This window comes from Collinsella sp. UBA1693 (assembly GCF_002320115.1).
Classification (GTDB): domain Bacteria; phylum Actinomycetota; class Coriobacteriia; order Coriobacteriales; family Coriobacteriaceae; genus Collinsella; species Collinsella tanakaei.
On the sequence record NZ_DCJT01000002.1, the window covers coordinates 38,101 to 62,279 of the forward strand.

At 60.4% G+C, this 24,179-nt stretch carries 21 protein-coding genes, 1 tRNA gene and 1 other RNA gene; 9 read left to right on the top strand and 14 right to left on the bottom strand.

What is annotated here, in order from left to right; translation table 11 throughout:
* Nucleotides 1-26: 26 nt before the first annotated feature.
* Nucleotides 27-120, bottom strand: an RNA gene (gene ffs / locus B3H65_RS01305) — signal recognition particle sRNA small type.
* Nucleotides 121-398: 278 nt separating this feature from the next.
* Nucleotides 399-569 carry a hypothetical protein gene (locus B3H65_RS01310; RefSeq protein ID WP_286683826.1) on the bottom strand — a complete coding sequence of 57 codons (171 nt, stop codon included), beginning with the start codon at nucleotides 567-569 and terminating at the stop codon, nucleotides 399-401.
* Between B3H65_RS01310 and B3H65_RS01315 the strand changes: the two genes are divergently transcribed.
* Nucleotides 568-1,854, top strand: coding sequence for an MFS transporter (locus B3H65_RS01315; protein ID WP_286683827.1), 1,287 nt, complete (start codon nucleotides 568-570; stop codon nucleotides 1,852-1,854). The genes B3H65_RS01310 and B3H65_RS01315 overlap by 2 nt on opposite strands.
* Nucleotides 1,855-2,021: 167 nt before the next feature.
* Here B3H65_RS01315 and B3H65_RS01320 read toward each other — a convergent pair whose 3' ends face one another.
* Both B3H65_RS01320 and tadA read right to left on the bottom strand, forming a co-directional pair.
* The gene (locus B3H65_RS01320) at nucleotides 2,022-3,263 is read right to left on the bottom strand and encodes a MalY/PatB family protein (protein WP_286683828.1); all 1,242 of its coding nucleotides are present in this window, start codon (nucleotides 3,261-3,263) and stop codon (nucleotides 2,022-2,024) included.
* A gap of 86 nt (nucleotides 3,264-3,349) precedes the next feature.
* A complete protein-coding gene (gene tadA, locus B3H65_RS01325; protein WP_286683829.1) occupies nucleotides 3,350-5,149 on the bottom strand; it encodes a tRNA adenosine(34) deaminase TadA in 1,800 nt (599 codons plus the stop codon).
* Between the two features lie 51 nt (nucleotides 5,150-5,200).
* On the opposite strand from tadA, the gene B3H65_RS01330 reads away from it, so the two are divergent.
* Nucleotides 5,201-5,290: transfer RNA gene (locus B3H65_RS01330), tRNA-Ser, on the top strand.
* A 51-nt stretch (nucleotides 5,291-5,341) separates the two neighbouring features.
* On the opposite strand, the gene B3H65_RS01335 is transcribed toward B3H65_RS01330, so the two are convergent.
* Complete coding sequence (locus B3H65_RS01335; protein WP_286683830.1) at nucleotides 5,342-5,926, bottom strand: TetR/AcrR family transcriptional regulator; 585 nt, start codon at nucleotides 5,924-5,926, stop codon at nucleotides 5,342-5,344.
* 303 nt (nucleotides 5,927-6,229) lie between these two features.
* Here B3H65_RS01335 and B3H65_RS01340 point away from each other — a divergent pair, with 303 nt between their 5' ends.
* The 4 genes from B3H65_RS01340 to B3H65_RS01355 all read left to right on the top strand — a co-directional run bounded on the left by B3H65_RS01340 (nucleotide 6,230) and on the right by B3H65_RS01355 (nucleotide 11,221).
* Entirely contained in the window at nucleotides 6,230-6,778 is a 549-nt protein-coding gene (locus B3H65_RS01340; protein WP_009141808.1) for a LemA family protein, read from the top strand.
* 342 nt (nucleotides 6,779-7,120) lie between these two features.
* Entirely contained in the window at nucleotides 7,121-9,220 is a 2,100-nt protein-coding gene (locus tag B3H65_RS01345; protein WP_286683831.1) for an acyltransferase family protein, read from the top strand.
* Nucleotides 9,221-9,460: 240 nt separating this feature from the next.
* Entirely contained in the window at nucleotides 9,461-10,285 is an 825-nt protein-coding gene (locus B3H65_RS01350; RefSeq protein ID WP_286683832.1) for a gluconate 5-dehydrogenase, read from the top strand.
* Nucleotides 10,286-10,429: 144 nt separating this feature from the next.
* Complete coding sequence (locus tag B3H65_RS01355) at nucleotides 10,430-11,221, top strand: hypothetical protein (RefSeq protein WP_286683833.1); 792 nt, start codon at nucleotides 10,430-10,432, stop codon at nucleotides 11,219-11,221.
* Nucleotides 11,222-11,373: 152 nt separating this feature from the next.
* Here the strand turns inward: B3H65_RS01355 and B3H65_RS01360 are convergent, their stop codons facing one another.
* The 5 genes from B3H65_RS01360 to B3H65_RS01380 all read right to left on the bottom strand — a co-directional run bounded on the left by B3H65_RS01360 (nucleotide 11,374) and on the right by B3H65_RS01380 (nucleotide 17,002).
* A complete protein-coding gene (locus B3H65_RS01360) occupies nucleotides 11,374-13,473 on the bottom strand; it encodes a heparinase II/III family protein (protein ID WP_286683834.1) in 2,100 nt (699 codons plus the stop codon).
* 153 nt (nucleotides 13,474-13,626) lie between these two features.
* Nucleotides 13,627-14,466 carry a PTS system mannose/fructose/sorbose family transporter subunit IID gene (locus B3H65_RS01365; protein WP_278563142.1) on the bottom strand — a complete coding sequence of 280 codons (840 nt, stop codon included), beginning with the start codon at nucleotides 14,464-14,466 and terminating at the stop codon, nucleotides 13,627-13,629.
* Entirely contained in the window at nucleotides 14,453-15,238 is a 786-nt protein-coding gene (locus B3H65_RS01370) for a PTS mannose/fructose/sorbose/N-acetylgalactosamine transporter subunit IIC (protein WP_286683835.1), read from the bottom strand. The genes B3H65_RS01365 and B3H65_RS01370 overlap by 14 nt, the downstream gene beginning before the upstream one ends.
* A gap of 58 nt (nucleotides 15,239-15,296) precedes the next feature.
* On the bottom strand, nucleotides 15,297-15,800 hold the full coding sequence (locus B3H65_RS01375; protein WP_286683836.1) for a PTS sugar transporter subunit IIB: 504 nt from the start codon (nucleotides 15,798-15,800) through the stop codon (nucleotides 15,297-15,299).
* Nucleotides 15,801-15,814: 14 nt separating this feature from the next.
* Entirely contained in the window at nucleotides 15,815-17,002 is a 1,188-nt protein-coding gene (locus B3H65_RS01380) for a glycoside hydrolase family 88 protein (protein WP_286683837.1), read from the bottom strand.
* 317 nt (nucleotides 17,003-17,319) lie between these two features.
* On the opposite strand from B3H65_RS01380, the gene B3H65_RS01385 reads away from it, so the two are divergent.
* Together B3H65_RS01385 and B3H65_RS01390 are read left to right on the top strand one after the other, a co-directional pair.
* Nucleotides 17,320-17,961, top strand: a complete 642-nt coding sequence (locus B3H65_RS01385; protein ID WP_270242556.1) for an RpiB/LacA/LacB family sugar-phosphate isomerase — start codon at nucleotides 17,320-17,322, stop codon at nucleotides 17,959-17,961.
* A gap of 130 nt (nucleotides 17,962-18,091) precedes the next feature.
* Nucleotides 18,092-19,120 (top strand): LacI family DNA-binding transcriptional regulator, encoded by a 1,029-nt coding sequence (locus B3H65_RS01390; protein WP_286683838.1) that lies wholly within the window; start codon nucleotides 18,092-18,094, stop codon nucleotides 19,118-19,120.
* Nucleotides 19,121-19,386: 266 nt separating this feature from the next.
* Here B3H65_RS01390 and eda read toward each other — a convergent pair whose 3' ends face one another.
* Together eda and B3H65_RS01400 are read right to left on the bottom strand one after the other, a co-directional pair.
* A complete protein-coding gene (gene eda / locus B3H65_RS01395) occupies nucleotides 19,387-20,028 on the bottom strand; it encodes a bifunctional 4-hydroxy-2-oxoglutarate aldolase/2-dehydro-3-deoxy-phosphogluconate aldolase (RefSeq protein ID WP_281694836.1) in 642 nt (213 codons plus the stop codon).
* 74 nt (nucleotides 20,029-20,102) lie between these two features.
* Nucleotides 20,103-21,176, bottom strand: a complete 1,074-nt coding sequence (locus B3H65_RS01400) for a sugar kinase (RefSeq protein ID WP_286683839.1) — start codon at nucleotides 21,174-21,176, stop codon at nucleotides 20,103-20,105.
* Nucleotides 21,177-21,368: 192 nt separating this feature from the next.
* On the opposite strand from B3H65_RS01400, the gene B3H65_RS01405 reads away from it, so the two are divergent.
* Nucleotides 21,369-22,421 (top strand): LacI family DNA-binding transcriptional regulator, encoded by a 1,053-nt coding sequence (locus B3H65_RS01405; protein WP_286683840.1) that lies wholly within the window; start codon nucleotides 21,369-21,371, stop codon nucleotides 22,419-22,421.
* Here B3H65_RS01405 and B3H65_RS01410 read toward each other — a convergent pair.
* A complete protein-coding gene (locus tag B3H65_RS01410) occupies nucleotides 22,418-23,170 on the bottom strand; it encodes an NAD-dependent protein deacylase (RefSeq protein ID WP_286683841.1) in 753 nt (250 codons plus the stop codon). The genes B3H65_RS01405 and B3H65_RS01410 overlap by 4 nt on opposite strands.
* Before the next feature lie 72 nt (nucleotides 23,171-23,242).
* Entirely contained in the window at nucleotides 23,243-24,127 is an 885-nt protein-coding gene (locus B3H65_RS01415) for a hypothetical protein (protein ID WP_286683842.1), read from the bottom strand.
* Nucleotides 24,128-24,179 lie beyond the last annotated feature (52 nt).

The following is a 24,179-nucleotide window of genomic DNA, read 5'->3' on the forward strand; positions in this document are numbered from 1 at the left end:
CCCCTTAACGCAAAAACGCCCCGTGTGCTCAATGGGAACGGGTGCCCGGCAGAGGCTCCTTATGGCTGCTTCCTTCCGGACCTGACCAGATTCGGAACATATCGTCACCCGAACCCATTGAACGCGCGAGGCGTGCAAAAGCTATCCTACCCTATTTGGGGTGCATAAGTCGAGATGCAATTCCGCGCGGGCACATCATCATCGCAACCGCCGAGCCTGCGACCCATCCTTGTAAGTCGCCCGCAATAGTATGGACGAGTCCTTTCACATGCCCCGCGTTATCGTTTGATAAACGCTCGCTCACAACAGCCTTCGCCACAAGCACAAGCGCCACAATAGAGCGCTGGATTAACCTTGGCCAAAGTCCGCCCAATTGGCGTCGGCGACGGCCACCAGCACTACATTCGGGAGCGAACACGCAGCATGAGCACATCAACTCTTTCAAGCACATCCAGCACGACAGCCCAAACCGCAACCACGCCCGCAGCCAAAACCAAAACGCCGGCAGCGACGCCGTACAATCCAACGGCGACCATCGTCGCATCCTCCGCGATGTTTCTCGCCTGCATGGACACTCTTATCACCAACCTGGCGCTGCCCTCCATCCAAGAGGAGCTTGGTGCCAGCCTGGCCGCGCAGCAGTGGATTGTAGACGGTTACACTCTGCCGTTCGCAACGCTTCTGCTACTCGCCGGCAACCTGTCAGATCGTTTTGGAGCCAAGCGTGCGTTTATCTGCGGGACCGCCGGGTTCGCCCTTAGCTCCGCCATCTGCGCGCTCGCCAACTCGGTAGAGATGCTTGTCCTCGGCCGCGCCCTCATGGGCGTCGCCGCAGCGCTGATCCTGCCCAGCTCCATGTCGCTCATCAATGAGGCGTACCTCACAGAGGACCATCGTAGGCGTGCGCTCGCCACATGGGGCATTGGCGGATCTGCCGCCACCGCGGTGGGACCTCTGCTGGGAGGCCTTTTGGTCCCTATTCACTGGAGCTTGGTCTTTTCCGTCAACATCCCCATCTGCCTGGCTATTCTTCTTATGAGCGGCAAGCTTGCCACCTCGCCGCGCGTACCGCAGCCAGTGGATTTAATCGGCCAAATCCTGGCGATTGTGGCGCTCACCTGTCTTGTGGGCGGCATTATCGAGAGCGGGGCGCAGGGCTTTACCCAAACTATCCCCATGGCCCTGCTCATTGCGGGCGCGGTCGGACTCGCCCTGTTCATCTTCTCGCAGTCGCGCGTCGCATCACCTCTGATGCCCTTGTCGCTATTCAGTTCCGCGGGAATTCGCTTGGCGCTGCTGGGCGGTTTCTCGATGATCCTCAGCTGGAACGGATGTGTCTTCCTTAGCACGCTCTTCTTGCAGCAAGAGCTCTCTCTATCCCCGCTTGTATGCGGCCTGTCCTTTATTCCCAGCGCGTTTTCCGGCGCCTTTGGCAACCTTATGTCAGACCGTTTGGCGGGTGCGCGCGGTTCGCGCTTCGCCCTTATGGTGGGCACGGCGCTCCTCACGCTGGGCTACGGCCTCATCATAGTATTTGCGGGCCTAGACGTGCTCGATGCCCCTCTAATCGCCCTGGCCGTGTGCCTGGCGGGCATGGGCGGCGGCATCAACACGCCCTGTTTGGCAAACCTGGTACTTAAAAGCACGGATGCCCAGCACAGCGGCATCGCCAGCGCCGTCTTCAACGCCATGCGCCAGGTTGGCGGCGCCATTGGCATCGCTGTTTTCGGCACGCTCACATCCGTGATGGCCACCATGAGCCTGGGCATAGCGACATCGCTTGGCATCTCCATCCTGCTGATGGTATTGCTCTTCATCACCAACCTCCGCACCCGCGAAAAGGCTGCGGCATAGCACAGGCCCGCCACGCAACATCGCCACGTGGCCCATCCCGCGATAGCCGCGGCGAACGGAGCCGCGGCTACGCAAAGAGGGGGCGGTGCTTGCATCAGAGCGTTCTGAGGCGCAACGCGCCGAACACGCTCGGATGCAAGCACCGCCCCCTCGCTTGGCACAAGGCCCTATTCCGCCAGCACGGCGGCAATGCGCTCGCAAGCTTCCATCAACACGGAACGCGGGCTGGGCACGCACATGCGCTGGAAGAATTCGCCGCCATCCGGATCAAAATTAAGGCCGTCTTGCAAGATGACCTTTGCCTCCTCGTAGATACGACGATGCAACTCGTCCCCATCAATGCCCAGCGCGCGGCAACGCTGGGTAAAGTCAAACCACAAAATATAGGTGCCCTCGGGGCAACGCACGCCCACGTCCGGCAACTCGCGCCCAAAGAAATCAATCACGTCGTCGATATTCCGGTCAATATATGCGCAACACCGGTCAACCCACTCCTCGCCCTGGTTATACGCAGCGATCACCGCGCTGATGGCAAAGGGGCTGGGATCGGCATGGCCCAAAACGCGGCTGAACAAAGCCTTGTCCTTTGCATCGCTGAACACCAGGTTGGTGGCAGCAAGACCCGCCAAGTTAAACGTCTTGTTCACCGCGGTGCACGTCATCACGCGAGCGTGGGGCACCACCTGAGCCAAATGATGCACCTTCACGCCGGCGCGCAACAGGTCGCCGTGAATCTCGTCCGCGATGATCATCACCCCGTTGCGCGTGCAGATATCCGCCACGCGAACAAGCTCGTCCACGCTCCAAACGCGGCCCACGGGGTTGTGGGGATTGCACAAAATCATGAGCTTGGCGTCATCTCGCTGGGCCAGCTCCTCCAGGCCGTCAAAGTCCATGGCGTAGTACAAGTCGCCGCACTCATCTTGATTAGTGTGGCGAATAAGCTGGTTGTTGAGTACGTTGCGCCCAAGCTCCTCAACGCTGTGAGTAAAGGGCGGGTAGACGGGACGCTGGATAATAACGCCATCACCCGGTTCGGTAAAAGCTTCGACAGCATACTCCAGCGCTCGGACGGTGCCCGGGCAATACAGCATCAAATCCGTGTTGATGGTCCATTGGTCACGACGCGCAAACCAATCACGCACGGCGTCCGCATAGGCCGGGCAGCCATCGATGGTGCTGTAGCCAAAAATGCCATGGTCAACCGTCGCGTGCAGCGCATCCAAAATGGCGGGAGCGCAGCGAAAGTCCATGTCTGCCGTAAAAAGAGCAATATGGTCATCGGTAATCTCGCGCAAGCCGCAGTGCTCCGCGATCTCTCGAGACGTGCTCCATTTGCTGGAGTAGCTGCATGCGTCGTGCCTGCGATCAATGACCTGGTCAAAGTCGATGCATTTCTCTTGAGTCATGTTGCCCCCCTTTTTAACGCTTGCGTACTGCATGGTATCACGCTCGGCGCGCCATACCGCACCGCCACGGCAAACGGTAACGCGGCCTAGCGCCCCAGCAGCAGCGCTCGCGCCGCCGTCTCGCCCGCACACACCAGGTTATGGCGCGTCTCGCGAGGCTGCATGGCGCGATCAAGCGGCATGGGCCTGCGCAGCGCCGTCACCACCACATCGACGCCGCGCTTGTACACCGGGTCCAGCTCATAGGCTCGCGACGCCGCGATCAGGGCCACCGGCTTGTGCTGGCGTTTCGCCCGCCTCGCCACGCCCACGGGGGCCTTCCCGTCAGCCGTTTGGCCGTCCACGGCGCCCTCGCCCGTAATGATCAGGTCTGCATCGCGAATAAGGTTGTCAAAATCGAGCAGATCGAGCATGGCCTCGACCCCAGAGGTAAGGGAGCCTCCGCACGCAAGCACCGCTGCGCCCATGCCGCCCGCGGCGCCCGCCCCAGGAACCCCCGCCACGCTGCCAAAGCGCCTTGCTTTGGACAAAGGTTCGGGCAGCAGGTGGGCATGGCGCTCGCGCGCATCATCAAGCAGGCGGGCAAAGGCGATCATCCAGCGATCGTAGGATGCATAGGTGGTTGGATCCGCCCCGCGCGGGGTGGGCAGGTCTGCCAAACCTTTTTGCTCGCCAAAGACGCGCACCGCGCCGCGGCGCCCCACCAGCGGGTTGCTCACGTCGGTAAGGGCCACAAGCTCTACACCCGCGAGCGCGCGTAGCGCGGGCTCCAAATCCAAGGCTGCGGCGCGCTCCAAGCCCGCGAGCCCCCACGGCACGTCTCGCCCTTCCTTGTCCAGGACGCGGGCGCCCAGAGCGCGCAAAAAGCCCTGTCCGCCGTCCGTGGTGGCGCTGCCCCCCAACCCCAGGTAGATAGCGTTCGCGCCGGCGCCTATGGCATCCATGACCAGCTGGCCCACTCCATAGGTGGAAGCTCGCAGGGCGGCATCATGCGTGCAATCGGAAAACTCTATGCCTGCGGCAGACGACATCTCGAGAACCGCCTGGCCTGCCGCCGTCATCAGGTAGCGCGCTTTTACGGGATTGCCCATGGGGTCCGCAACCTGGACAACGCGATAGGTTCCATCCAGCGCCGCGCACGCGGCGTCAACCGTGCCCTCGCCGCCATCGCCCAAGGGAATACACGTGATATTGGCATTGGGGAATACGCGGCGCACGCCCGTGGCAATCCAGCGCTCCGCCTCCTCGCTGGTAGCAGAGCCTTTAAACGAATCACTCGCCACAACAATGGCTGGCTCCAGAACGCCTGGGTCCGCGGCGGCCATGGATGCTCCCTGCTGGCGCCGGGGGTAATCATCCGGAACAACAAGGTCGCGCTCGCCCTGCGCGCGCTGGGCGCGAACTTGGGAGAAAAACCGGCTCAACTGGGCTGCGCACTCATTTTCAAGCACACCTTTGGTTACCGAGAACGCATGGTTGAGGCGCTGGTCGCTATTGAGGTTATAAAGGCTCCCCAGCGCACCGCCCTTGGGGTCCGCTGCTCCATAGACGCACCGGTCTATGCGCGCGTTGACCATAAGGCCCGCGCACATGAGGCACGGCTCCAGCGTCACGTAAACCGTGCAGCCCGCCAGGCGCCAGCGGCCCAGTACTCGCGAAGCTTCCACCATGGCCGAAAACTCCGCATGGGCAGATGGGTCCTCATTGCATTCGCGCAGGTTGTGAGCGCGGGCGATAACCTCGCCGTTGTAAACCACCACGGCGCCAATGGGTACCTCGCCCGCGCGCGCAGCGGCTCGCGCCTGCTCCAGGGCCTCTTGCATAAAGCGTTCGTCTGCGGCGCGCTGGCCGCCCGCTGCGGCACCGCGTGTATCTTGTTGAAGCATCGAACCCCTTCTCGTCATTTTCTATGATTCGATGCTATCATTACCAAACACGGAGAGATGGCAGAGCGGTTGAATGCGGCGGTCTTGAAAACCGTTGGGCGCGCAAGCGTTCCGGGGGTTCGAATCCCCCTCTCTCCGCCATGTAAAAATCAAGCGCGCCGGGCCCGTTCTCAAGCCCGGCGCGCTTTTTACCTATTCGCCCAGCAGGCGCTCGGCAAGCTGGTTGCACGTGCGCACAAACTCATCTTTACCAGAGCGACGGTCCTCTTGGTCCCACCACAAAAGCAATAGGCGGATGATGCCGCCGGCAGCGAATTCGCAACGGCAGATCAAGTCATCCGGGCCGGGAGCCTCTATCCTCAAGTCGCGAGCGGCCTTCTCACTAAAGGACTGGGCCATCTTTTCACAAATCACCACAAGCATCATGCCGCAGGTAGAGCTGCTAAGGATGTTGTCCATGAGCGTCTCATGCTCAAGGAAGTAATCTGCCATGGCGTCCAGAATGGCAGCGCGCTCCGCAAAAGCGGTGTGGGCGACGCCGGGTTCGAGCTCGTCGACGGCAAGGCGACCGCGCTCGACCATATCGCCGCGCAGGCTGTCGACGTAGAAGGAGAAGAACTCCGATTTGTCAGCAAAGTGCTTGTAGAAGGTGGTGCGCCTAATCATTGCCCTGTCGCACAGCATGGCAACAGTAATGTCCTCAAAGCGCATGTCAGACATAAGGTCCGTGCATGCGGCAATGAGCGCGCTATACGTCTTACGCACGCGAAGATCCATATCGTATTCCCCGATCTTTATGGAAACATATGCAGCTATTCATAGATTTTGTATTTTAGAAAACAATTGTCAACGAACAATTTCTGTGTGATAAAAGATTTTTCTAACGAGAATAATCTTTTGGCTCTCCCGGAACGGCTGCGGCGAGCAGTGCTTCGCGCGGCGTGAGGGGAACGCCGGTCTCGAGTGTGGCGCGACCGCGCTTTCGACCCCACCGTCTGGCGCCTTTTGCGCACGCGGTTATACTATGAAGCATCTATATATCGCGCACTATCGACCGCGTGAGCAGGACAGGGGTAACTCATGGGCTGGATTATTGGAATCATCGTCCTTGTTGCGATCGGCATCGCCGTCGCCGGCATCTACAACAACATGGTCACCTTGCGCAATCGCATCGATAACGCATGGCAGAACATCGATACGCAGCTGCAGCGCCGCAACGACCTTATCCCTAACTTAGTAGAGACCGTCAAGGGCTATGCCGCGCACGAGAAGGAGGCGCTTGGCGCCGTGGTCTCCGCGCGCAACGCCGCCGTATCCGCCTCGAGCCCCGATGACAAGATCGCCGCGGACAACGTCCTCTCCGGCGCGCTTCGCCAGCTCTTTGCCGTCGCCGAGGCCTACCCCGACCTTAAGGCAAACGCCAACTTCGCCCAGCTGCAGAGCTCTCTTGAAGATACCGAGAACAAGATTTCCTACGCCCGCCAGAGCTACAACGACTGTGTGCTGAACTACAACAACGCAATCCAGACCTTCCCTGGAAACATCTTCGCCGGTGTCTTCCAGTTTAAGGAGCGCTCTGGATTTGAAGCCGCCGAGGCCGCTCGCGAGGCGCCCAAGGTCAAGTTCTAACGCACACGAAAACCCGGGACGCCCCTTTGCCGCAAGCCTGCGCAAGGGGGCGTTTTTACACCGTCGACTCGCACCCAATCCGTACCAAAACCGCACCCCGCCACACCCAATGGACAGCATATGAATGAACAGCAGCTAGAACCCCATACCTCCGCGGACCAGCCCGAGCCCCGGCCAACGCCTCAGGCGGCGCCCCAAGCCGCCCGGGCCGCCCATCACGCCTCCCGTCCTCACGCATCGCAAACCAGGCCGACCGCGTCGCAAACCAGGCCGGCTGCGCAGGCAGGGCGACACGCCGGGCATCGTCCAAAAACCGAACACGCACACGCGCAGGCGTCAAGGATGCCAAAAGGAAAGCCGCAAGGCAGCAGATCGCGCTACCTGCCGGCACTCGACGGCATCCGTGCGCTGGCGGTTGCTGCCGTGGTTCTGTACCACCTTAACTTCACGTGGATTCAAGGCGGCCTACTTGGCGTCACCATGTTCTTTGTGATCTCCGGCTACATTATCACGCGCCTTCTTTTGAACGAATTCGAGCAGAGTGGGCGCATTGACCTTAAGTCCTTCTGGATTCGCCGCGCACGGCGCCTGCTGCCGGCAATTGGCGTCCTTATGGTGGTCACCATTGTGCTGTGCACGTTTTTTAATCACGTGATGCTCACCAAGATGCGGCCGGACATACTGCCCTCGCTTTTCTTTGTGAACAACTGGTGGCAGATCGCGCAGAACGTCTCGTACTTCGACGCCCTGGGCGACCCCTCTCCGCTTACGCATTTTTGGTCGCTCGCCATCGAGGAGCAGTTCTACCTTATCTGGCCGCCCTTGCTTTTGGGCCTGCTCTCAATGCATGTGAAGAAGCCGACCGTCCGCCGCATGGTCCTGGGCTTGGCCGCTGCATCCGCGCTCGCCATGACGCTGCTGTACAACCCCGCCGTTGACCCCAGCCGCATCTACTACGGCACGGACACGCGCGTTTTCTCGCTGCTTTTGGGCGTTTGGCTTGCCTTTATTCCGCCGCGCGACATGTCTCCCGCACGCTTGGCGCACGCCTTGGGCCTGGATTCGCTTGCGAACAAGGTCAAGGCCACCGCGGGAAAGGAAAGCGCACTCAAGGGCGCGGACGCTACCGTGGCAAACACCGCCGATGACGCAACCATGGCCGAATCTCTCACCAATACGCCCGCGCGCGGTACCATCGCCCTCACTTCCATCGACCTTGTTGGCGCCGCGGGGCTTGTCGGCCTGCTTGCCCTATTTACCATGAGCAACGGCTACTCGGCCTTTCAATACCGTGGCGGAATGCTGCTGTGCTCCGTCTTCACCATGATGCTTATCGCCTCCTGCGTTCAGGACGATGGCCTGTTGGTGCGCTTGTTCTCACTCAAGCCCTTCATTTGGATTGGCAAGCGCTCCTATAGCATCTACCTGTGGCACTACCCCTTGCTGCTCCTTATGAACCCCGTTGCCGACATTCGCCAGACCCCTTGGTGGATGACGGCGATTCAGCTGGCCGTTGTCCTTGCGGTGGCCGAATGCTCCTATCGCTTCATCGAGACGCCGTTTAGGCACGGAGCGCTTGGAGCGTTTTTCCGCCACGTCCGGCAGGGCGAGGAGCCGCTGCAAATCATTCAAAAGCACGTTATTCCCTTTGGCATCGCCGGCACCACGCTGCTGCTTGCGCTGGGCGGACTGGTATTTGTTCCCGACACCTCGGCGCTAAGCGAAGAGGGCGCCGCGCTGCTTGAGGGCAACGCCGGAGACGGGTCTCAGCAGCCGTCCGCAACTGCGGACGCCGCCGCGGACGAAGGCGAAGTGGAAACGGATAAAAACGGTTTTCCCACCGGCGCGTATGACGTGCTGATGATTGGCGACTCCGTGTCGCTGCGCACCATCCCCAATTTTGAGCAGACCTTTCCCCACGGCCACATTGACGCCGCCAAGAACCGACAGTTCACCACGGGCGTTGACCTGGCAACGCAGTACATCGCCGGCAATCAAGCGGGCAAGATCGTAGTTATTGCGCTGGGCACCAACGGTCTGGTTACGGACGAGAATATCGACCAGATGATGAGCCTGCTGGGCGACAAGCGCGTGGTGGTTTTCATAACAACGCGCAGCCCTCAGCCCTGGGTTGGGCCAACCAACGAGGCCATCGCCCGTGCCGCTGAGCGCTACCCCAACGTTCGCATCATCGATTGGTACGGCTATAGCGAGGGACGCAACGATCTGTTCGACGGCGACGGCACCCATCTCTCATCCGACGGCGCTGCCCAGTTTATCCAACTGGTCTACGACGCGGTTCGCCCCGATCTGCCGCTGCACGCCGAGGACCACCCCGAACAGCAGGTGATCGATAAGGTCAATCAACTGGCTAACAGCGCCACGTCCTCCGTCACCGCAGCCGCCAAGGCGGGAGCCGGACAGGAGCCCGCGAAGGACTAGGCCGACGGCAGCACCCGCCTTCATTCATCCGAAACGCAATCGCGCGCCGACCCTTCCTTTGGGGGACGACGCGCGTTTTTTACCCGTACGGTGTGCACCTTGTGAATTGCGCGCCGCACGCCGGAAGTTCAAAATCCTCGCTTGACAAAACCGGTTTACTAAGTTTGACTATGTATTGGACAGCAGTCCCCAGTTACACGCTGCCCACTTTTCGATAATCCGGCTTGGAGGTTCATTATTATGGCAGAAGAAACCGGTTTTGCATTCTCTATGGACAGTTTCCGACTCGACGGTAAAGTCGCCCTGGTAACCGGCGGTAGCTACGGCATTGGCTTCGCCATCGCCACCGCCCTCGCCCAGGCTGGCGCCAAGATCGCTTTCAACGATCGCGACCAGCAGAAACTCGAGGCAGGCCTGGCCAACTACGCCGAGGCCGGCATCGATGCCCGCGGCTATATCGCCGACGTCACCGACGAGGCCCAGGTTGCCGAGCTTGTCTCCAACATCGAGCGCGACCTTGGCGGCGTCGACATTCTGGTCAACAACGCCGGCATCATCAAGCGCATCCCCATGCTCGAGATGAGCGTCGAGGACTTCCGCCAGGTTGTCGACGTCGACCTCAACGCCCCCTTCATCGTCGCCAAGGCCGTTCTGCCCGGCATGATCGAGCGCGGTCACGGCAAGATCATCAACATCTGTTCCATGATGAGCGAGCTTGGCCGCGAGACCGTCGCCGGCTACGCCGCAGCCAAGGGCGGACTCAAGATGCTGACCCGCAATATCTGCTCTGAGTTTGGCGAGGCCAACATCCAGTGCAACGGCATTGGGCCGGGCTACATCGCCACCCCGCAGACCGCTCCTTTGCGCGAGCGCCAGGCCGATGGTTCCCGTCACCCGTTCGACCAGTTCATCGTCTCCAAGACCCCCGCTGCCCGCTGGGGCACCCCCGAGGACCTCAAGGGCCCCGCGGTCTTCCTGGCCTCCGATGCATCCAACTTCGTTAACGGCCACATCCTGTACGTCGACGGCGGCATCCTCGCCTACATCGGTAAGCAGCCTGCATAACGCGGCGCCGACACGCCCGCCACGCCTGTACCCAAAGCCACGCGCGACCTTATCCGCCGTGGCTCTCTTTTTAGCGCCTCATCCTTCTGCAAGCATTCGCTAGCCCGAGTTCTTACTCAAGCAGCTTCGTTCTAAGGACTCCCCATGGCAACCATCACCCTGAGCCTCGTCAATAAAGACGGCGACGTTTTGGGAACATCCACCGGTGATACGCTGGTGCATCTCGACACCCGCTACTCCGAATACCAACCGGGCGACATCCTCGTCCTTGAAAGCGACCAAGACTCCATCGAACTTGAAGTTCAGCTGGACGAGAGCCTGCCGCCAAGTGTCATCGTCCTCAAAGGCGGACGCTTCGAGTTCCCCATCCCCTTTGGAGCCGATCGCGATGGTTATCCCATCCAGGCCTTTACCGGCGACTGCCACTGGGGCTACGCGCGCGCGCTCGATCCGCGCGAGCGCTCCAACTTCCGCAACCTCGCCCTTAATTCCCACGACCTGATGGACCAGGCCGCCATCTATCCGCACGCGGTGACCAATACGGGCGCCACCAACCCGCGCTTCATCGCGCGCAACGCCATCGACGGCACTTTCCAGAGCATCCATCACGGACGATGGCCCTATGAGAGCTGGGGCATCAACGGTCGCGACGACGCCTATCTTGAGATTCAGTTTGGCCGCACGGTCCACGCTGAGCAGGCTGCCATTGTGCTGCGTGCGGACTTTCCGCACGATTCCTGGTGGCAGCAGGTACGTCTTGTCTGCTCCGACGGAACCGACATCACCGCGCGCCTCGAGAAGACCGGCATGCCGCAGCTGGTCGATTTGGGCAGCATCGACATCGAATGGATCCGCCTATGCGACTTGATTCGCGCCGACGATCCCTCGCCCTGGCCGGGGCTTACCCAGCTGATGGTGTTGGGGTATCTGCTGTAGACGCATCGAGCCGCTTTTTAGAAAAGAACGGCACGCTCCGATACCGATTTTCAAACGTGTATCGAAGCGTACCGTTTTAGCCTTGTAGAATTGTCCGCTGCAACACCCCCGCACCTTCCCGCGGCGGGTATTGCAACGGACCATTTTTAATCTTAAGCGCGCATCAGATGAAGCGCTCGGTTGCCATCGCGCTCTGAGACAACCGCCGCCTTGCCATGGAAGGAGACGCCCTCCAGCGCAAACGCCTTGACGCCGCTATACGCCTCGCGGTGGAAGAGCGCCACGGTGTAAACGGATCCGTCGCGCGTTGTGATGCGCAAGGCGCTTGCCAAGTCGCGCCCTACCGCCTCGTCCGCATTACGCCACACCAGCGCGTCCTCCACGCGCACCCCCGCGGGCACCACGCACCACAGCCGCACCGCACTATCGATAAACCCGGACGCCACCTTTGCGACCCGCTGAGTCGAGAGCTGGTTGTAATCAAGCGAGCACTCGCCCTCCTCCACCGTGCAATCGCCCTCGGCACAGAACACGGCGACCTCTTCGCCCGCATGGCGAACGGAGTAGCGGACGCCCAAATCCCCGTAGGCGTCGTCCGCACCTCCTTCAGCAAGCGCCTCCAATTCAAGCTGCGGATCGAAATGGAACAAAGACGTTAGCTGATGGCTGCCCGTGCAATGCGCCTCGTCACAACCCACCAAAATGCCCTCGTCGATAAAAAGGGCCTTACGCACCAGCACGGCGCAAGGATCGTGCTCCACCACGGCACCTTCCCAGTAGTGGAATCGACCGTTATGGCGCGCATAAGTCTTGAGCGGCTGACAAAAATCGCTATAACCCCAGCTGCCCTTAGGAGTGCTGGACGAGGATTCATCGACCATGAGCCCGTTGTGGGCGTACGGCCCTTTAAGCCACGGGCGCATATCCACGTCCTCACGGTAGGTATAACGGCCGGAATCCACCAGCACGGGTAGACCGTCGACCCACAAGGAAACATGCAGGTTATCGCTATGTCCGTGTCCGCTGCCAAGGGGGCCGTTAAGGAACAGTGCCGCGCTGGCTTGCTGTCCCCACGATCCACGAGCCGTGTACGTGCCGGAATCCTCGCCATCAAAGGCGCGTTGCTGCGGCACCACGGCGGGTACGCCGCAAAGCGCGTCCGCCACACCGCAGCCGTAGGCCATAAGGTCAAGGGCGTCCAAGGTTTCCACCCCGGAAATGTACTTGAGCTCGCCTGAGCGCAACAACGCGGCGGAAAGGGCCACCACGCCGTTGACCGCCAGGCGGTCGGAATCGCCCACGGCATCGATGGCGCAGCCGGGCATGGTCTGCATGGCCAGGCCCCGGGACAACCCGCGCGAGGCGTTGTCGATCGAAGAGGGGACCTCAAGACCGCAGCGCTCCAAAGCGGCGCGGGTTCCGAGCACATAGAGCATGACCTCGATGTGGTACATGGGAGAAAGCTCCCAGTCCACGCCATCCGGGTATACCTGTGCGGGCAGCTGGGACGCCAGGCGCTCCAGGGCCCACGCGTAGCAGCCCTCGTCATTGCCGGCGCCCGCCAACATCAGAACGGTCTCCACGATGGCGCAGGTCTGGATGCTGCCCCAATTGCTGGTCTCGTACTTGGGCAGGTAGCGCTCCCCCAGGTAATCAATCTGGTCGCCGGCGCTGCGCAGGATGCGAGCCATGGAATCAAGTCCCAGCACGCCGGCAAACTCAAGCACAGGCAGCACGCGCGCCCAGCTACGAAGGCGAATGCCCGTGTCGAGCGTGCGGGTCGAAAGGCGCGGTTCGATCGCCGGATGCGCCGCCACCCAAGCGAGCACAAGGTCGAGGGCATGGCGGGCGTATTCAACGTCTCCGGTCACCAAGAACGCGGCGGCAAGGTCCTCAAGGTAGTCCATGCGATTGAGCATGAAGCACCATTCCTCGTCGTCGTTGTTCACCACGCACCAGTCGATCTCATACGGATTGGCGGGCAGCTCGAACGGCGTGGCACAGCGCTCCATGTCCCATGGTTTGGTGAAGTAGAAGACGCCGCGCATCACGTCGTCAGCACGGCTCACAATCGAAGCCGTGTCCATCAGCGCCAAGCGAGCGGGCATCTCCCCTACGCGCAGGGTCGCAGCGGCGGCGCGAACATGTCCCAACGCGGCATCCGCCCCCACATGGGCAAAAGCGGGTCTCCCCGCGTGGCGAACCAGGCCGGTAAGGGCTCCGCGCAAAGTGGGCTGCTGGGTTTGTTCCATAGGTCTCACCATTTCTGTCTCGGTTCCGCCGGTCGACGCCATCGCCTGGCGCCCCATGCGAAACGGTGCGGACGAGGATACCGCACGAACAACTCTAAGAAAAAAGCGCCGCCCAGTGCAACTGGAACGGCGCTTTGAAGGGGGTGGGCTCTTTTAGATAAGAACGCCGGCGCAAGACAGCGCGACACCGATGATAACCGTGAGGATTACCAGCTTGTAGGTATTCCAGCCGCGCTTCTTGATGAGGTAGTACATGAGGAGCATGTACAACATGGGCAGCAGCGACGGAGCGATGTTGTCCATCATGCCCTGAATGTTGACGGTGGACTGCTTGACGCCCTCCTCGACCGCACCGGCAGCGAACTCGACGCCGATGTTGATCTTGACAAAGGTAGCGGACAGACCAGCGATAACGGTGACGCCGACCATGCTCGCGGTCTCGGAAATCAGGCTCATCGACTTGCTGAGCTTGTCGACGACCGCGGCGCCCAGCTTGTGGCCAAGGTTGCACATGACGGTCTTGATGGCAAGCAGGGTCGCGTTGATGGCCAGGAAGAAGGCGACGGGCGCAAAGGCCAGGCCGCTAGTGGCCAGGGACGCGAAGATGGTGGAGTACAGCGGGGCGATGCAGAACTGGGACAGGGAGTCGCCGATGCCGGCCAGCGGACCCATGAGGGCCATCTTGAGGCCGCGGACCTCGTCGTAATCCATGCCCTGGTCGGCCATCGCAATGTGCAGCGAGGTGATGAACGGCAGCAGGACGGGGTTGGTGTTGTAGAACTCGCTGTTCTTCTCCAGGTCCTCGCAGAGAGCCTGCTTGTCATCGCCGTGAATCTTCTTCAGCGCGGGGTAGATGACGTTTGCATAGCCAAGGCCCTGGTAATTGCTGTAGTTGAAGCCATTCTGCAGGAAGTAGGAGCGCAGCATGGTCTTGGTGTAATCGCGGTTGGTCAGCACGGGAGTCTGAGCCGCGCCGGTGTTAGATCCAGTCATCGTGGTTTACCTCCTGAGCAGCGACGGGCGCGTTCTCCTCCTGCTTCTTAACATCGAAGTAGTGCTTGAGGGCAAAGACAAGGCCGACCATAGCGATGCCCACGACGGGAAGCTTGAGGTAGGCGGCGGCGATGTAACCGAGCAGCGCGAAGGGGATGAACTCCTTGGAGAGCATGACGCTCATGATCATGGCGAAGCCGATGGCGGGCAGCATTCCGCCTGCGACGGACAGGCCCTTGGTGAGCCATTCCGGGATCATGCCGACGAGGGTCTGGAGCAGGGGCATGGCATAGGCGGCGAGGAAGCCCAGGGCGAAGCCGCCGATAGCGAACAGAACGACGGTGATGTTGGCGATGGTGTGCCACTTACCGAGGTTGCCGCTCTCGAGGGCGCGCTTGGCGGCCTCGGGGTTGCCGGCGCAGGCGGTGTAGATGGCCGTCTGCAGGAACTGGATCGCCACGGCGAAGGGGATGGAGAGGGCGAGGGCGCTCTCCGGGGTCACGTCAGCAGACGTGATAGCAAGCAGGGTACCGACGATACCCGGGCCGATGGGATTGGGGGGAACCGTACCGCCCGCGCCAACGCCGAAGCCCATGAATGCAAGCTCGCCAACCGCACCGACGGCCAAGGCCGTGGGAATGTCGCCAAGAATGACACCGACGCCAAACGAAAGCACCAAGCAACGGTTGGAGTAGATACCAAACAGCATGCCCGACCAGCATACCGCGGTCCAGAGGCCGACCAGCACGGCCTGAATGAGGGAGATTTCCACCTTTCCTCCTTATAGGTTGAATCTCACGTACATATATGCGACTGCAGGCTTTTTCGCGCTACGCGGACTGCTTGCAGAAAGCAACCAGATCGACCTCGACGGTGCCATCGGCGCCGCTGGGAGTGGTCTTGGTGTTGAAGGTCACACCGTACTTGTCAGCCATCTCGATGATGGCTGCCTTGTCCTCGGGACCAACGAAGATGGAGCGGGTAACCTTCTCCTTGCCGTCGGCGTTGTGGATGTTGCCAACGTTGAGCTCGGTGATGGGCACGCCTCCTTCGACCAGGCGCAAAGCGTTGGCCGGGTTCTTGACGATCAGGAAGATAGTCTGGGCGGGAGCTGCCTTGTGGATGATGTCGATAACCTTCTGAACGGTGAAGAAGCGCATCGCGATGTTGTTGGGGATAACCGTCTTCATCAGGGTCTGCGCCATGGGATCGGCTGCAGCCTCGTCATCGGCGACGATAACGGTGTTGACGCCGAGGGCCTTGATCCAAAGCTGACCCTGGCCGTGAACCAGACGCTCGTCGACGCGAGCCATAACGATATTGGGAGTGCTCATAGCTAATTCCTCTCCTACCAGTACGGGTTCCAGCGCTTGCTGCTGCGAACCAAAGCTTCCATAAAGTAGTAGTCGCCCCAGATGTTGCCCTCGTCCACACCCTTGCCGGAATGCCAGCTATAGACGCCGTGGTACAGGATCGGACGAAGAGGAGCGTGATCATCAGACGTGTAGCCGTTGATCAGCGAGCGCATGATGGCGGCGCGGGCGCCAGCGTATACCGGCGCGTCGGCGTCATCGGCGTCCAGCATGGGAGCCATCTCCATCATGCCGCAGACCGCCGCGGCGGCAGCACTGGAGTCGCGGGACTGACCGGAGCCGTCGCCAAAGATGAGGTCCCAGTAGCAGACGGAATCCTCGGGCAGGCGATTGAGGAAGTAGTTGCTCATCGCTCGCCAGGTCTCCAGGTAGGACCTATCGCCCAGATAGCGCATATTCAGCGGAATTCCGTACATACCCCACGCCTGACCACGGGCCCACGCCGAATCATCGGAGTAGCCCTGACGCGTCGCGCCGTGATCGGGGCCACCGGTCTCAGGGTTCATGTAGTAGGTGTGGAAGGCGCTGCCGTCCTCGCGAATGATGTTGTCGCAGGTGGTCTTGAAGTGCATAGCGGCAATGTCGCGGTACTTGGGGTCGCCAGTCTCCTCGCTAGCCCAGTAGAGCAGCGGGACGTTCAGCATGCAATCGATAATGAAGCGGTAATGCTCGGCGCTGTCGGTGGGACCCCATGCCTGCAGGAACTTCCCCTTGGGCTGCCAGCGGGTAAGCAGCTGGTCGGCAGCCATGATCGCAGCGCGGCGGGCACCCTGATCACCGGTGAGCTTGTATGCGGCGACGCAGGAGGGCGTGTACAGGAAACCGAGGTCGTGGTGGTCCAGCTCGATCTTGTTCTCAACGCGGTTGGTGAAACTCGAAACGTTCTCCATGGCACGCGCACGGTACTTCTCGTCCCCGGTTACCTCGTAGGCGAGCCACAGCAGGCCGGTCCAAAAGCCGTCGGTCCATTCGATGTTCTCGATAATAGGGTACTCCAGGCCCTTGGTGGCGGACCAAGGGAACTTGACGCCAAAGGCATCCATGTTGGCATCGATTTGGGCGATGCAGCATGCCAGGCCGCGGTCGATTTCTTCTTTGGTGAGTGGTGCAGCGGATAACCAACGCTCGCGATCTGCGATCTTTTCCGTGTTCACACGACCCATAGTGCAGATTCCTTTCGCTCCTGAAAGCAGCTACGGCTTCCTCCTAACCGTACTTGCTTCCATGTGGGTGAGCAAACCAGTTTGTGTTTTGCAAAACCGGTTTGCTGGTTTGTATATTGCCAATCACCACCTATTAGCGCAATAGAAATGGAGTTTACTAAACTGTGAACGGTAGTATTTGGTCAACAAACGGTAAGAACGTGGTGTTTCTTCTATACTTACATTCCTTTACTTGACAAACCGTTTTACTAATAAGATGCTGTAGTTACCAAGTAAACGCGGGTAAACCGAGTCTTCAGTTAGGAGTACTAAACATCATGAAGATCGCCCTCATCAACGAGAACAGCCAGGCAGCCAAGAACGCCGTCATCGAGGAGGCGCTCAAGAAGGTCGTCGAGCCCATGGGCCACACCGTCTACAACTATGGTATGTACACCGCTGAGGACGCCGCCCAGCTCACCTACGTCCAGAACGGCATCCTCGCCGCCGTCCTGCTCAACGGTGGCGCCGTCGACTACGTCATCACCGGCTGCGGCACCGGCGAGGGCGCCATGCTCGCGCTCAACAGCTTCCCCGGCGTCATCTGCGGCCACGTCGCCGACCCCCTGGACGCCTACACCTTCGCCCAGATCAACGATGGCAACGCCATCTCCATGCCCTTCGCCCTCAAGAACGGCTGGGGTAACGAGCTGAACCTCCAGTACACCTTCGAGAAGCTCTTCTGCGAGGAGTCCGGCAAGGGCTACCCCAAGGACCGCGTTGTTCCCGAGCAGCGCAACAAGAAGATCCTGGACGTCGTTCGCGAGAACAACTTCAAGTCCTTCCCCGAGCTCCTCGACGGCCTGGACGCCGACCTGGTCAAGGGCGCCCTCGCAGGCGAGCACTTCCAGGAGCTCTTCTTTGAGAACGCCACCAACGAGGTCGTTATCGCCAAGGTCAAGGAGATCTTGGGCCTCTAAAGCAACACTTTGCTTCCATTCGCCCCCTTTTCCTGCACCGGGCACGGCATTCAACACCGCCGTGCCCGGTGTTTTTCATTACTCGGTGCTAAACTGGTTTGTATAACCGTGTCTAACCTTGGAGTTCCCTATGGCAAACAGCAAGACCGCCGCTGGTAAAAAGCGAATCACCATCAACGATATCGCCCAGATGGCGGGCACTTCCAAGACCACCGTCTCCTTCTTTCTCAATGGCAAGACGGACCGCATGTCAGAAGAGACCCAAAAGCGCATTCGACTCGCAATCGATGAGACCGGCTACCAGCCCAGCCCGTTGGCGCGCGGCATGAATGCCAAGCAGAGCAACCTCATCGGCGTCATCATCGGCGACATCACCAACACTTTCTCCAACCTCATCGTCAAGGGTATCGAAAGCGTTATCGATGACGAGGGCTACCGCATGCTGGTCTGCAGCTCGAACTTCGATAAGAAAAACGAGCTCGCCTATATCGACCGCCTGCTCGCAATTGGCGTCGACGGATTCATCGTCCAGCCGACCGCGCAGTTCAGAGAGGTCAGCAAATCGATTCTCGACGCCGGCAAGCAGTTGGTGTTCATCGATTCCAAGCTATACGACCATGCATCGAGCTGGGTCAAGACTGACAACTACGAGTCTTCCTACCAAGCGGTGGACCAGTGCATCCACAAGGGCTACGAGCGGTTTATCGTGGTGACGGCAGAACCCGGCCTGATCTCTAGCCGTATCGAGCGCTTCAGCGGCTTTGTCGACGCGCTCGAAGCCCACGGCCTTGGTTTCTCGCAGTTCATTCTCGAAAACGACCGAGTTGATCCAGAGGCGCTCAAGGCGTACCTGGCCGAGCATGTCGACGGCGAGACCCCTACCCTGGTCTTCGCGCCCAACTGCTGGGCCCTGCCGGACATCTACCGCGCCTGCAAGGACTTCTACCCGCTCATGCCGGACCGCATGGGCCTTCTGGGCTTCGACAACACCGAATGGGCCGAGGTCGCCTCCCCTTCCGTATCCGTTGTGGTGCAGCCCGCCCATGAGGAGGGCGAGCTCGCGGCGAAGGTGCTTCTCGACCAGATCCGTCAAAAGGGCGAGGTCGACCCGCACCAGGTGCTGGACTGCTCCGTTTTGTGGGGTGCCACCACGCTCTAGTTTTTGGACGATGTCCCGCTCCGCCTGCGTTGCGTCCTGCCTGCGGCGCTCCTTGCGGACCAGCTTTCCAATATCAGCCGTGGTCAAAAGGCGGCGCATGGTCATCTCCCTCTTTTTATGCGTTCGCATAAATCATCAGCACAGCCCAATACAAACGAACGCGCACTGCCGACCAGGGAGTTTTCGGCAGCGCGCGTTCGCATCTTATATCGTGAAAAGAACCGCGGCGAGAGCGGAAGCCCGACGCAACCACCCCCGGGATTAGTTTAGCCGCGGATCTTTTTCACCATGTTCATGGCCTCAGCAGCCTGCTGCTGGACCTGGGAGAAATCGCCATCGGCGAACATAGAAGCCTTGACCATCCAGGTGCCGCCGCACGCGATGATCTTGTCGCAAGAGAGATACTCCTCCACATTTGCCAGGCTCACGCCGCCGGTGGGCATGAAACGGTGGCGGGTAAACGGAGCGCAGATGGCCTTGATGGTGTTAAGGCCGCCGTACTGCGCTGCGGGGAAGAACTTGGTAACCATAAGGCCCATCTTCTCGGCCGCGCCAACCTCGGACGGGGTGACGGTACCGGGCAGCACGGGCACGTCGATGTCGATGCAGTGCTGGACAACCTCGGGATCAAAGTTGGGGGCGACAATGAACTCGGCGCCAGCGGCGACGGCCTGGTCGACCTGCTCAACCGTCAAAACGGTGCCGGCGCCCACGGCCATCTCCGGATATGCCTCGCGCATGGCGCGAATGCAATCCGCGGCGGCATCGGTGCGGAACGTGACCTCAGCGGAGCACATACCCGCAGCCATCAGGGCATCTGCCATGGGAACAGCCTGAGCGACATCGTCCAGAACCACAACCGGAACAATTCCCAGACCCTCAAGCTTCTTGTAAAAGGATTCAAACATTACAGGCTCCCTCTCTCACACGAGCGTATATCAACAGTTACCAGCAGTTGGCAGCAGTTTTTGGACGAGATAATCTAGCGCGCAACGCGGGTGCCGCCGCCGGCAGAGGCTGCCACGGCCTTGATTTCCGCCTCGGTGACCAGATTGGAGTCGCCGCGCACGGTCAGCTTGAGCACAGAGCCCGCGATGGCGTAATCGATAACATCCTGCGGATCATAGCCGTGCAGCAGCGCGTGCAAATAGGCGCCGGAGAACGCGTCGCCCGCTGCCACGCCCTCGAGCACGTGCATGTCGTACACGGGGCTGAAGAAATACTCGCCCGCGGAATCGGCCGGAGCGGGCAGCAGGTTATCGTTACCGGCACGGTAGAGCATGCCCATCCACTGGGAATCCTCGACCGACTTAATGTTGCGGATGACAGAGAGAACCTCTTTGCAGCCAAACTCCTCGCAGATCTGGCGGGCCATCTCAACGTAATCCATGCGCTCATCGATGCCGTTATCCAGAGAACCGGACACGCAGGTCATACCCAGAGCGGAGGGAGCATCCTCATCGTTAGCGATGCAAACGTCCACCAGCGGCAGAAGCTCGCGCATCACCTGCTGGGCGCGCTCGGGGCTCCACATCTTGCCGCGGTAGTTAAGGTCGCACACGGTCAGAATGCCGCGCTCGCGGGCGCAGGCCAGAGCTTCCTTGCACGCAATCGCCATCTCCTGGGACACGGCGGGGGTCACGCCGGAGAAGTAGAACACGTCGACGCCCTCAAAGATGGAATCCCAATTGAGAACGGTGTGGGAAGCCATGTTGATGGCGGAGTACTTGCGGTCGTATACGCAACCATTGCCACGGACGGACGCGCCGACCTCGAACACATAGCTGCCCAGGCGGTCGCCGTCGCGCACCACGCGAGAGGTATCGACGCCGTAGGCCACCAGCGAGCGCAGCGCGCAATCGCCCAAACGGTTGGCGGGCACAACGGAAATGTAAGCCGCATTATCGCCCTGATAAGCAAGGGACAGCGCGGTGTTGGCCTCAGCGCCGCCATAGCGCACATCAAACTCAACGGCCTGCTCGATACGCAGGTTGTTCTTGGGCGACAGGCGCATCATGATTTCGCCAAACGTCAGAACACAGCTCTTCTTATCCATGGTCGCGCTCCCTTTCTTCTTGGAACGTGCACGTGCGAGGCCCGTGGGAACCTCTTATTTGTAAATCGATTTCCTATTGCATCTACCATTGGGAAATCGTTTTCCTAACTGATTCGTAGTATAGTGTTTGGAAACACAGTTGCAAGGGGAATTTTCTCTTTCATAAAAAAGTGGAGACAATGCGGAGGATCCATGGCACGCGTCACCATCAAAGACATCGCAGAACAGGCAGACGTTAGCCCGGCTACCGTCTCGCGCTTCCTTAACAAGCGCTACGGCTCCATGTCGCCAGAGACGCGCGATCGCATTGCCCGGGTTATCGAGCGCACGGGCTACAAACCCAATAACGCCGCGCGGAGCCTGCGCCTAGACCGCACCAACACCATAGGGGTTATTCTTGCAGACATAGGAAACCCCTTCTCAAGCGCCATGCTCGAGGAGCTCTCCCGGCAGGCGGCGCAGCGCGGTTGTTCCATAGTTACCGCCATCAGCTCAAATGATGCCAAGGTGGAAGCCGAAGCCCTTGAACGCCTGGTCGACGCGGGGGTTGACGGCATCATCGTCAACGCCTGCTCCAACGACCCCGCGGCGCTGAGGGCGATATCTGCCACCAAACCCGTGGTGCTGCTCGACCGCGATGTCGAAGGCGTTGACCTCTCACTGGTTACCTCCAACAACGCTGCGCTTATCGACGAGCTTTTGGACGAGCTCCAGCAGGCAGGGTGCACGCGCTACTACTTGCTTACAGAACATGACGAAACCAGCTCCGTACGCCGAGGTCGCGCGGATAGATTCGAGCATGAAATCCGTCGTCGAGGCCTTACGGGATGCATGCTGGCCCTCGATCCTGATGCCAATCGCGCCGCCGCGCAGATCAGCGCATGCTTAGAGCCTGCCGAAATTCCCGGCGACAGCGCCGGCGCGACAAGCTGCAAGCCCATTACGGGATTCATCGCCATCAACGGTCTTGTTTTCCTGCGCTTTGTTGAGGCCCTTGGCCTTACGGATACCGTGGTTCCGCGCGATGCACTTGTAGCCACGTTCGACGAATACCCCTGGAACCACGTGCTTTTTGGCGGCGTAACCACGGCCATGCAGGACACCGCAGGTCTCGCTACGGCAGCGTTGGAGCAGCTATTCACCGCGATCGACCAGCTGAGCCGGCGTGGCGGGTGCATGCCAGCGCCTCGGCACGTCGAGGTTCCCGGCGCCATCATCCCCCGCGCTTCAAGCCATCCGCGCTAGAAATCGAACGCCCTCGCGATATCACAAGATATCAGCAGGTCCGCACGTGAGTCCTGCGGCGTTGGGTCGCGGTTCACAATAACCAGCGAGTCGCCGTTGAAGTAGCGGGTAAGGCCCGCTGCGGGATAGACCACCAGCGACGTTCCTCCCACAATAAGGGCGTCTGCCTGAGAGATTGCCTCAATCGCGCCGATCATGACCTTCTCATCCAAAGGCTCTTCGTATAAAACAACGTCCGGCTTGATCTCGCCGCGGCAATGCGGGCATACGGGAGCTCCCTGGTAATCCTCATGCTCGCGAGCCATCACCCACTCCGCGTCAAAGGTGGCGCCGCAGCGCTGACAAATATTCCTGTGAACGGATCCGTGCAGCTCAAACACGCGCTTCGATCCCGCCATCTGGTGCAGGCCATCGATATTCTGCGTCACCACCGCATCCAGCACGCCTTCGCGCTCCAGCTGGGCAAGCTTAAGGTGGCACTGGTTGGGCTTGGCGTCCAGCGCGATCATCTTGGTGCGGTAGAACTCATAGAACTCGCCGCGATTGGCAACGTAGAAGCTATGGGACAAGATGGTCTCGGGAGGATAGGAGAACTGCTGGTGGTACAGGCCGTCCTGGCTGCGGAAATCCGGAATGCCGCTCGCCGTCGACACGCCCGCGCCACCAAAGAACACCACGCGCGAATGCTTCTCGAACAGCTTGGACAGCTCCCGTGATGCCAGCTTCTCTTCGGTGATAGCCTCTGCCATGTATGGTCTCTCCCCTATCCGTCTGTTGCTTTTCGCCTGCAAACCGCCTGCAGACCGTCTACAAACAGCTTGCTAGAAATGGGCGCCGTGGGGACGCGCCACTTCTTCATCATCGTCTTCATAGCCGCCACCTGCCGCGTCATCGGCCGCACCTTCATCCGCGACGTCCGGCTCGACATCAGCGGTCGCCATACCACCGAGCGCCGGCAAGGCTTCGGCCTCATCATCCAAGGCGGCATTCTGCATAAGGCCCTGCGCAGATCCATGCAGGGGGTCAACGGCGGCAGAAACTGCAAACAAGGGCGCCTGCGATGCCACTACGGGGTCCGTATCAAACGTAACGACCGCTCCATACCGAGTCATATGCCCATCATCATGTTTGCCAAACAGATACAGGCCAGCGGCGGCCAGCACCACGGCCAGTATGGCAAGGATGCCAAAGAAGAAATTGGCACCAAAGATAAACCTGTTATCCAGAATGTGGTCGCCCATATTGAACATCTGCGTTGCCTCTGCGGCGATTGTCAACACGGCGGGCGCGCAGGGGGCCAGTCGCAGATAGCGCTGGTTATCCGTGCGCGCAACGCCCACAAGGCCCATCACGCCGGCAGCGGCGAACAGCACCGCTTGCACCGCCGAATAGATAAGCAAAATCCTAGTGCCGCGCAGCTCCTCTGGAATCTGCGCGCCGCTAATCAGCGCGTAGTTCATGCCCGCCACGCCCAGATACACCACCGCGGCAGCCAACATGAACCAGCACAGGACGCAAAACAACGTACGCAGCACGCCGGCAAGGGCCGTATGGGGCGCATCGGCGCGCGCATGGTCGGCGATGGCGCCCGCAACCCCAACGCCCGCCGCCACCGCAGGGGCGGCAGCCCCGGACTCGTCCGGCTCGATATCATTCACAACGGTCGCATCATCAACATCGACCGCAGGGGATTCAAAGATATCCATCCTTGTTCCTTCCTCTCCGGCTAGCAACCGCCGGGTTGGGAAATAGCGCTCG

Excerpts from the sequence above, each read along its gene's own strand:
- B3H65_RS01315 (WP_286683827.1), top strand. The coding sequence starts at position 568 with ATGGACACTCTTATCACCAACCTGGCGCTGCCCTCCATCCAAGAGGAG.
- B3H65_RS01310 (WP_286683826.1), bottom strand. The coding sequence starts at position 569 with ATGCAGGCGAGAAACATCGCGGAGGATGCGACGATGGTCGCCGTTGGA.
- B3H65_RS01320 (WP_286683828.1), bottom strand. The coding sequence starts at position 3,263 with ATGACTCAAGAGAAATGCATCGACTTTGACCAGGTCATTGATCGCAGG.
- tadA (WP_286683829.1), bottom strand. The coding sequence starts at position 5,149 with ATGCTTCAACAAGATACACGCGGTGCCGCAGCGGGCGGCCAGCGCGCC.
- B3H65_RS01335 (WP_286683830.1), bottom strand. The coding sequence starts at position 5,926 with ATGGATCTTCGCGTGCGTAAGACGTATAGCGCGCTCATTGCCGCATGC.
- B3H65_RS01340 (WP_009141808.1), top strand. The coding sequence starts at position 6,230 with ATGGGCTGGATTATTGGAATCATCGTCCTTGTTGCGATCGGCATCGCC.
- B3H65_RS01345 (WP_286683831.1), top strand. The coding sequence starts at position 7,121 with ATGCCAAAAGGAAAGCCGCAAGGCAGCAGATCGCGCTACCTGCCGGCA.
- B3H65_RS01350 (WP_286683832.1), top strand. The coding sequence starts at position 9,461 with ATGGCAGAAGAAACCGGTTTTGCATTCTCTATGGACAGTTTCCGACTC.
- B3H65_RS01355 (WP_286683833.1), top strand. The coding sequence starts at position 10,430 with ATGGCAACCATCACCCTGAGCCTCGTCAATAAAGACGGCGACGTTTTG.
- B3H65_RS01360 (WP_286683834.1), bottom strand. The coding sequence starts at position 13,473 with ATGGAACAAACCCAGCAGCCCACTTTGCGCGGAGCCCTTACCGGCCTG.
- B3H65_RS01365 (WP_278563142.1), bottom strand. The coding sequence starts at position 14,466 with ATGACTGGATCTAACACCGGCGCGGCTCAGACTCCCGTGCTGACCAAC.
- B3H65_RS01375 (WP_286683836.1), bottom strand. The coding sequence starts at position 15,800 with ATGAGCACTCCCAATATCGTTATGGCTCGCGTCGACGAGCGTCTGGTT.
- B3H65_RS01380 (WP_286683837.1), bottom strand. The coding sequence starts at position 17,002 with ATGGGTCGTGTGAACACGGAAAAGATCGCAGATCGCGAGCGTTGGTTA.
- B3H65_RS01385 (WP_270242556.1), top strand. The coding sequence starts at position 17,320 with ATGAAGATCGCCCTCATCAACGAGAACAGCCAGGCAGCCAAGAACGCC.
- B3H65_RS01390 (WP_286683838.1), top strand. The coding sequence starts at position 18,092 with ATGGCAAACAGCAAGACCGCCGCTGGTAAAAAGCGAATCACCATCAAC.
- eda (WP_281694836.1), bottom strand. The coding sequence starts at position 20,028 with ATGTTTGAATCCTTTTACAAGAAGCTTGAGGGTCTGGGAATTGTTCCG.
- B3H65_RS01400 (WP_286683839.1), bottom strand. The coding sequence starts at position 21,176 with ATGGATAAGAAGAGCTGTGTTCTGACGTTTGGCGAAATCATGATGCGC.
- B3H65_RS01405 (WP_286683840.1), top strand. The coding sequence starts at position 21,369 with ATGGCACGCGTCACCATCAAAGACATCGCAGAACAGGCAGACGTTAGC.
- B3H65_RS01410 (WP_286683841.1), bottom strand. The coding sequence starts at position 23,170 with ATGGCAGAGGCTATCACCGAAGAGAAGCTGGCATCACGGGAGCTGTCC.
- B3H65_RS01415 (WP_286683842.1), bottom strand. The coding sequence starts at position 24,127 with ATGGATATCTTTGAATCCCCTGCGGTCGATGTTGATGATGCGACCGTT.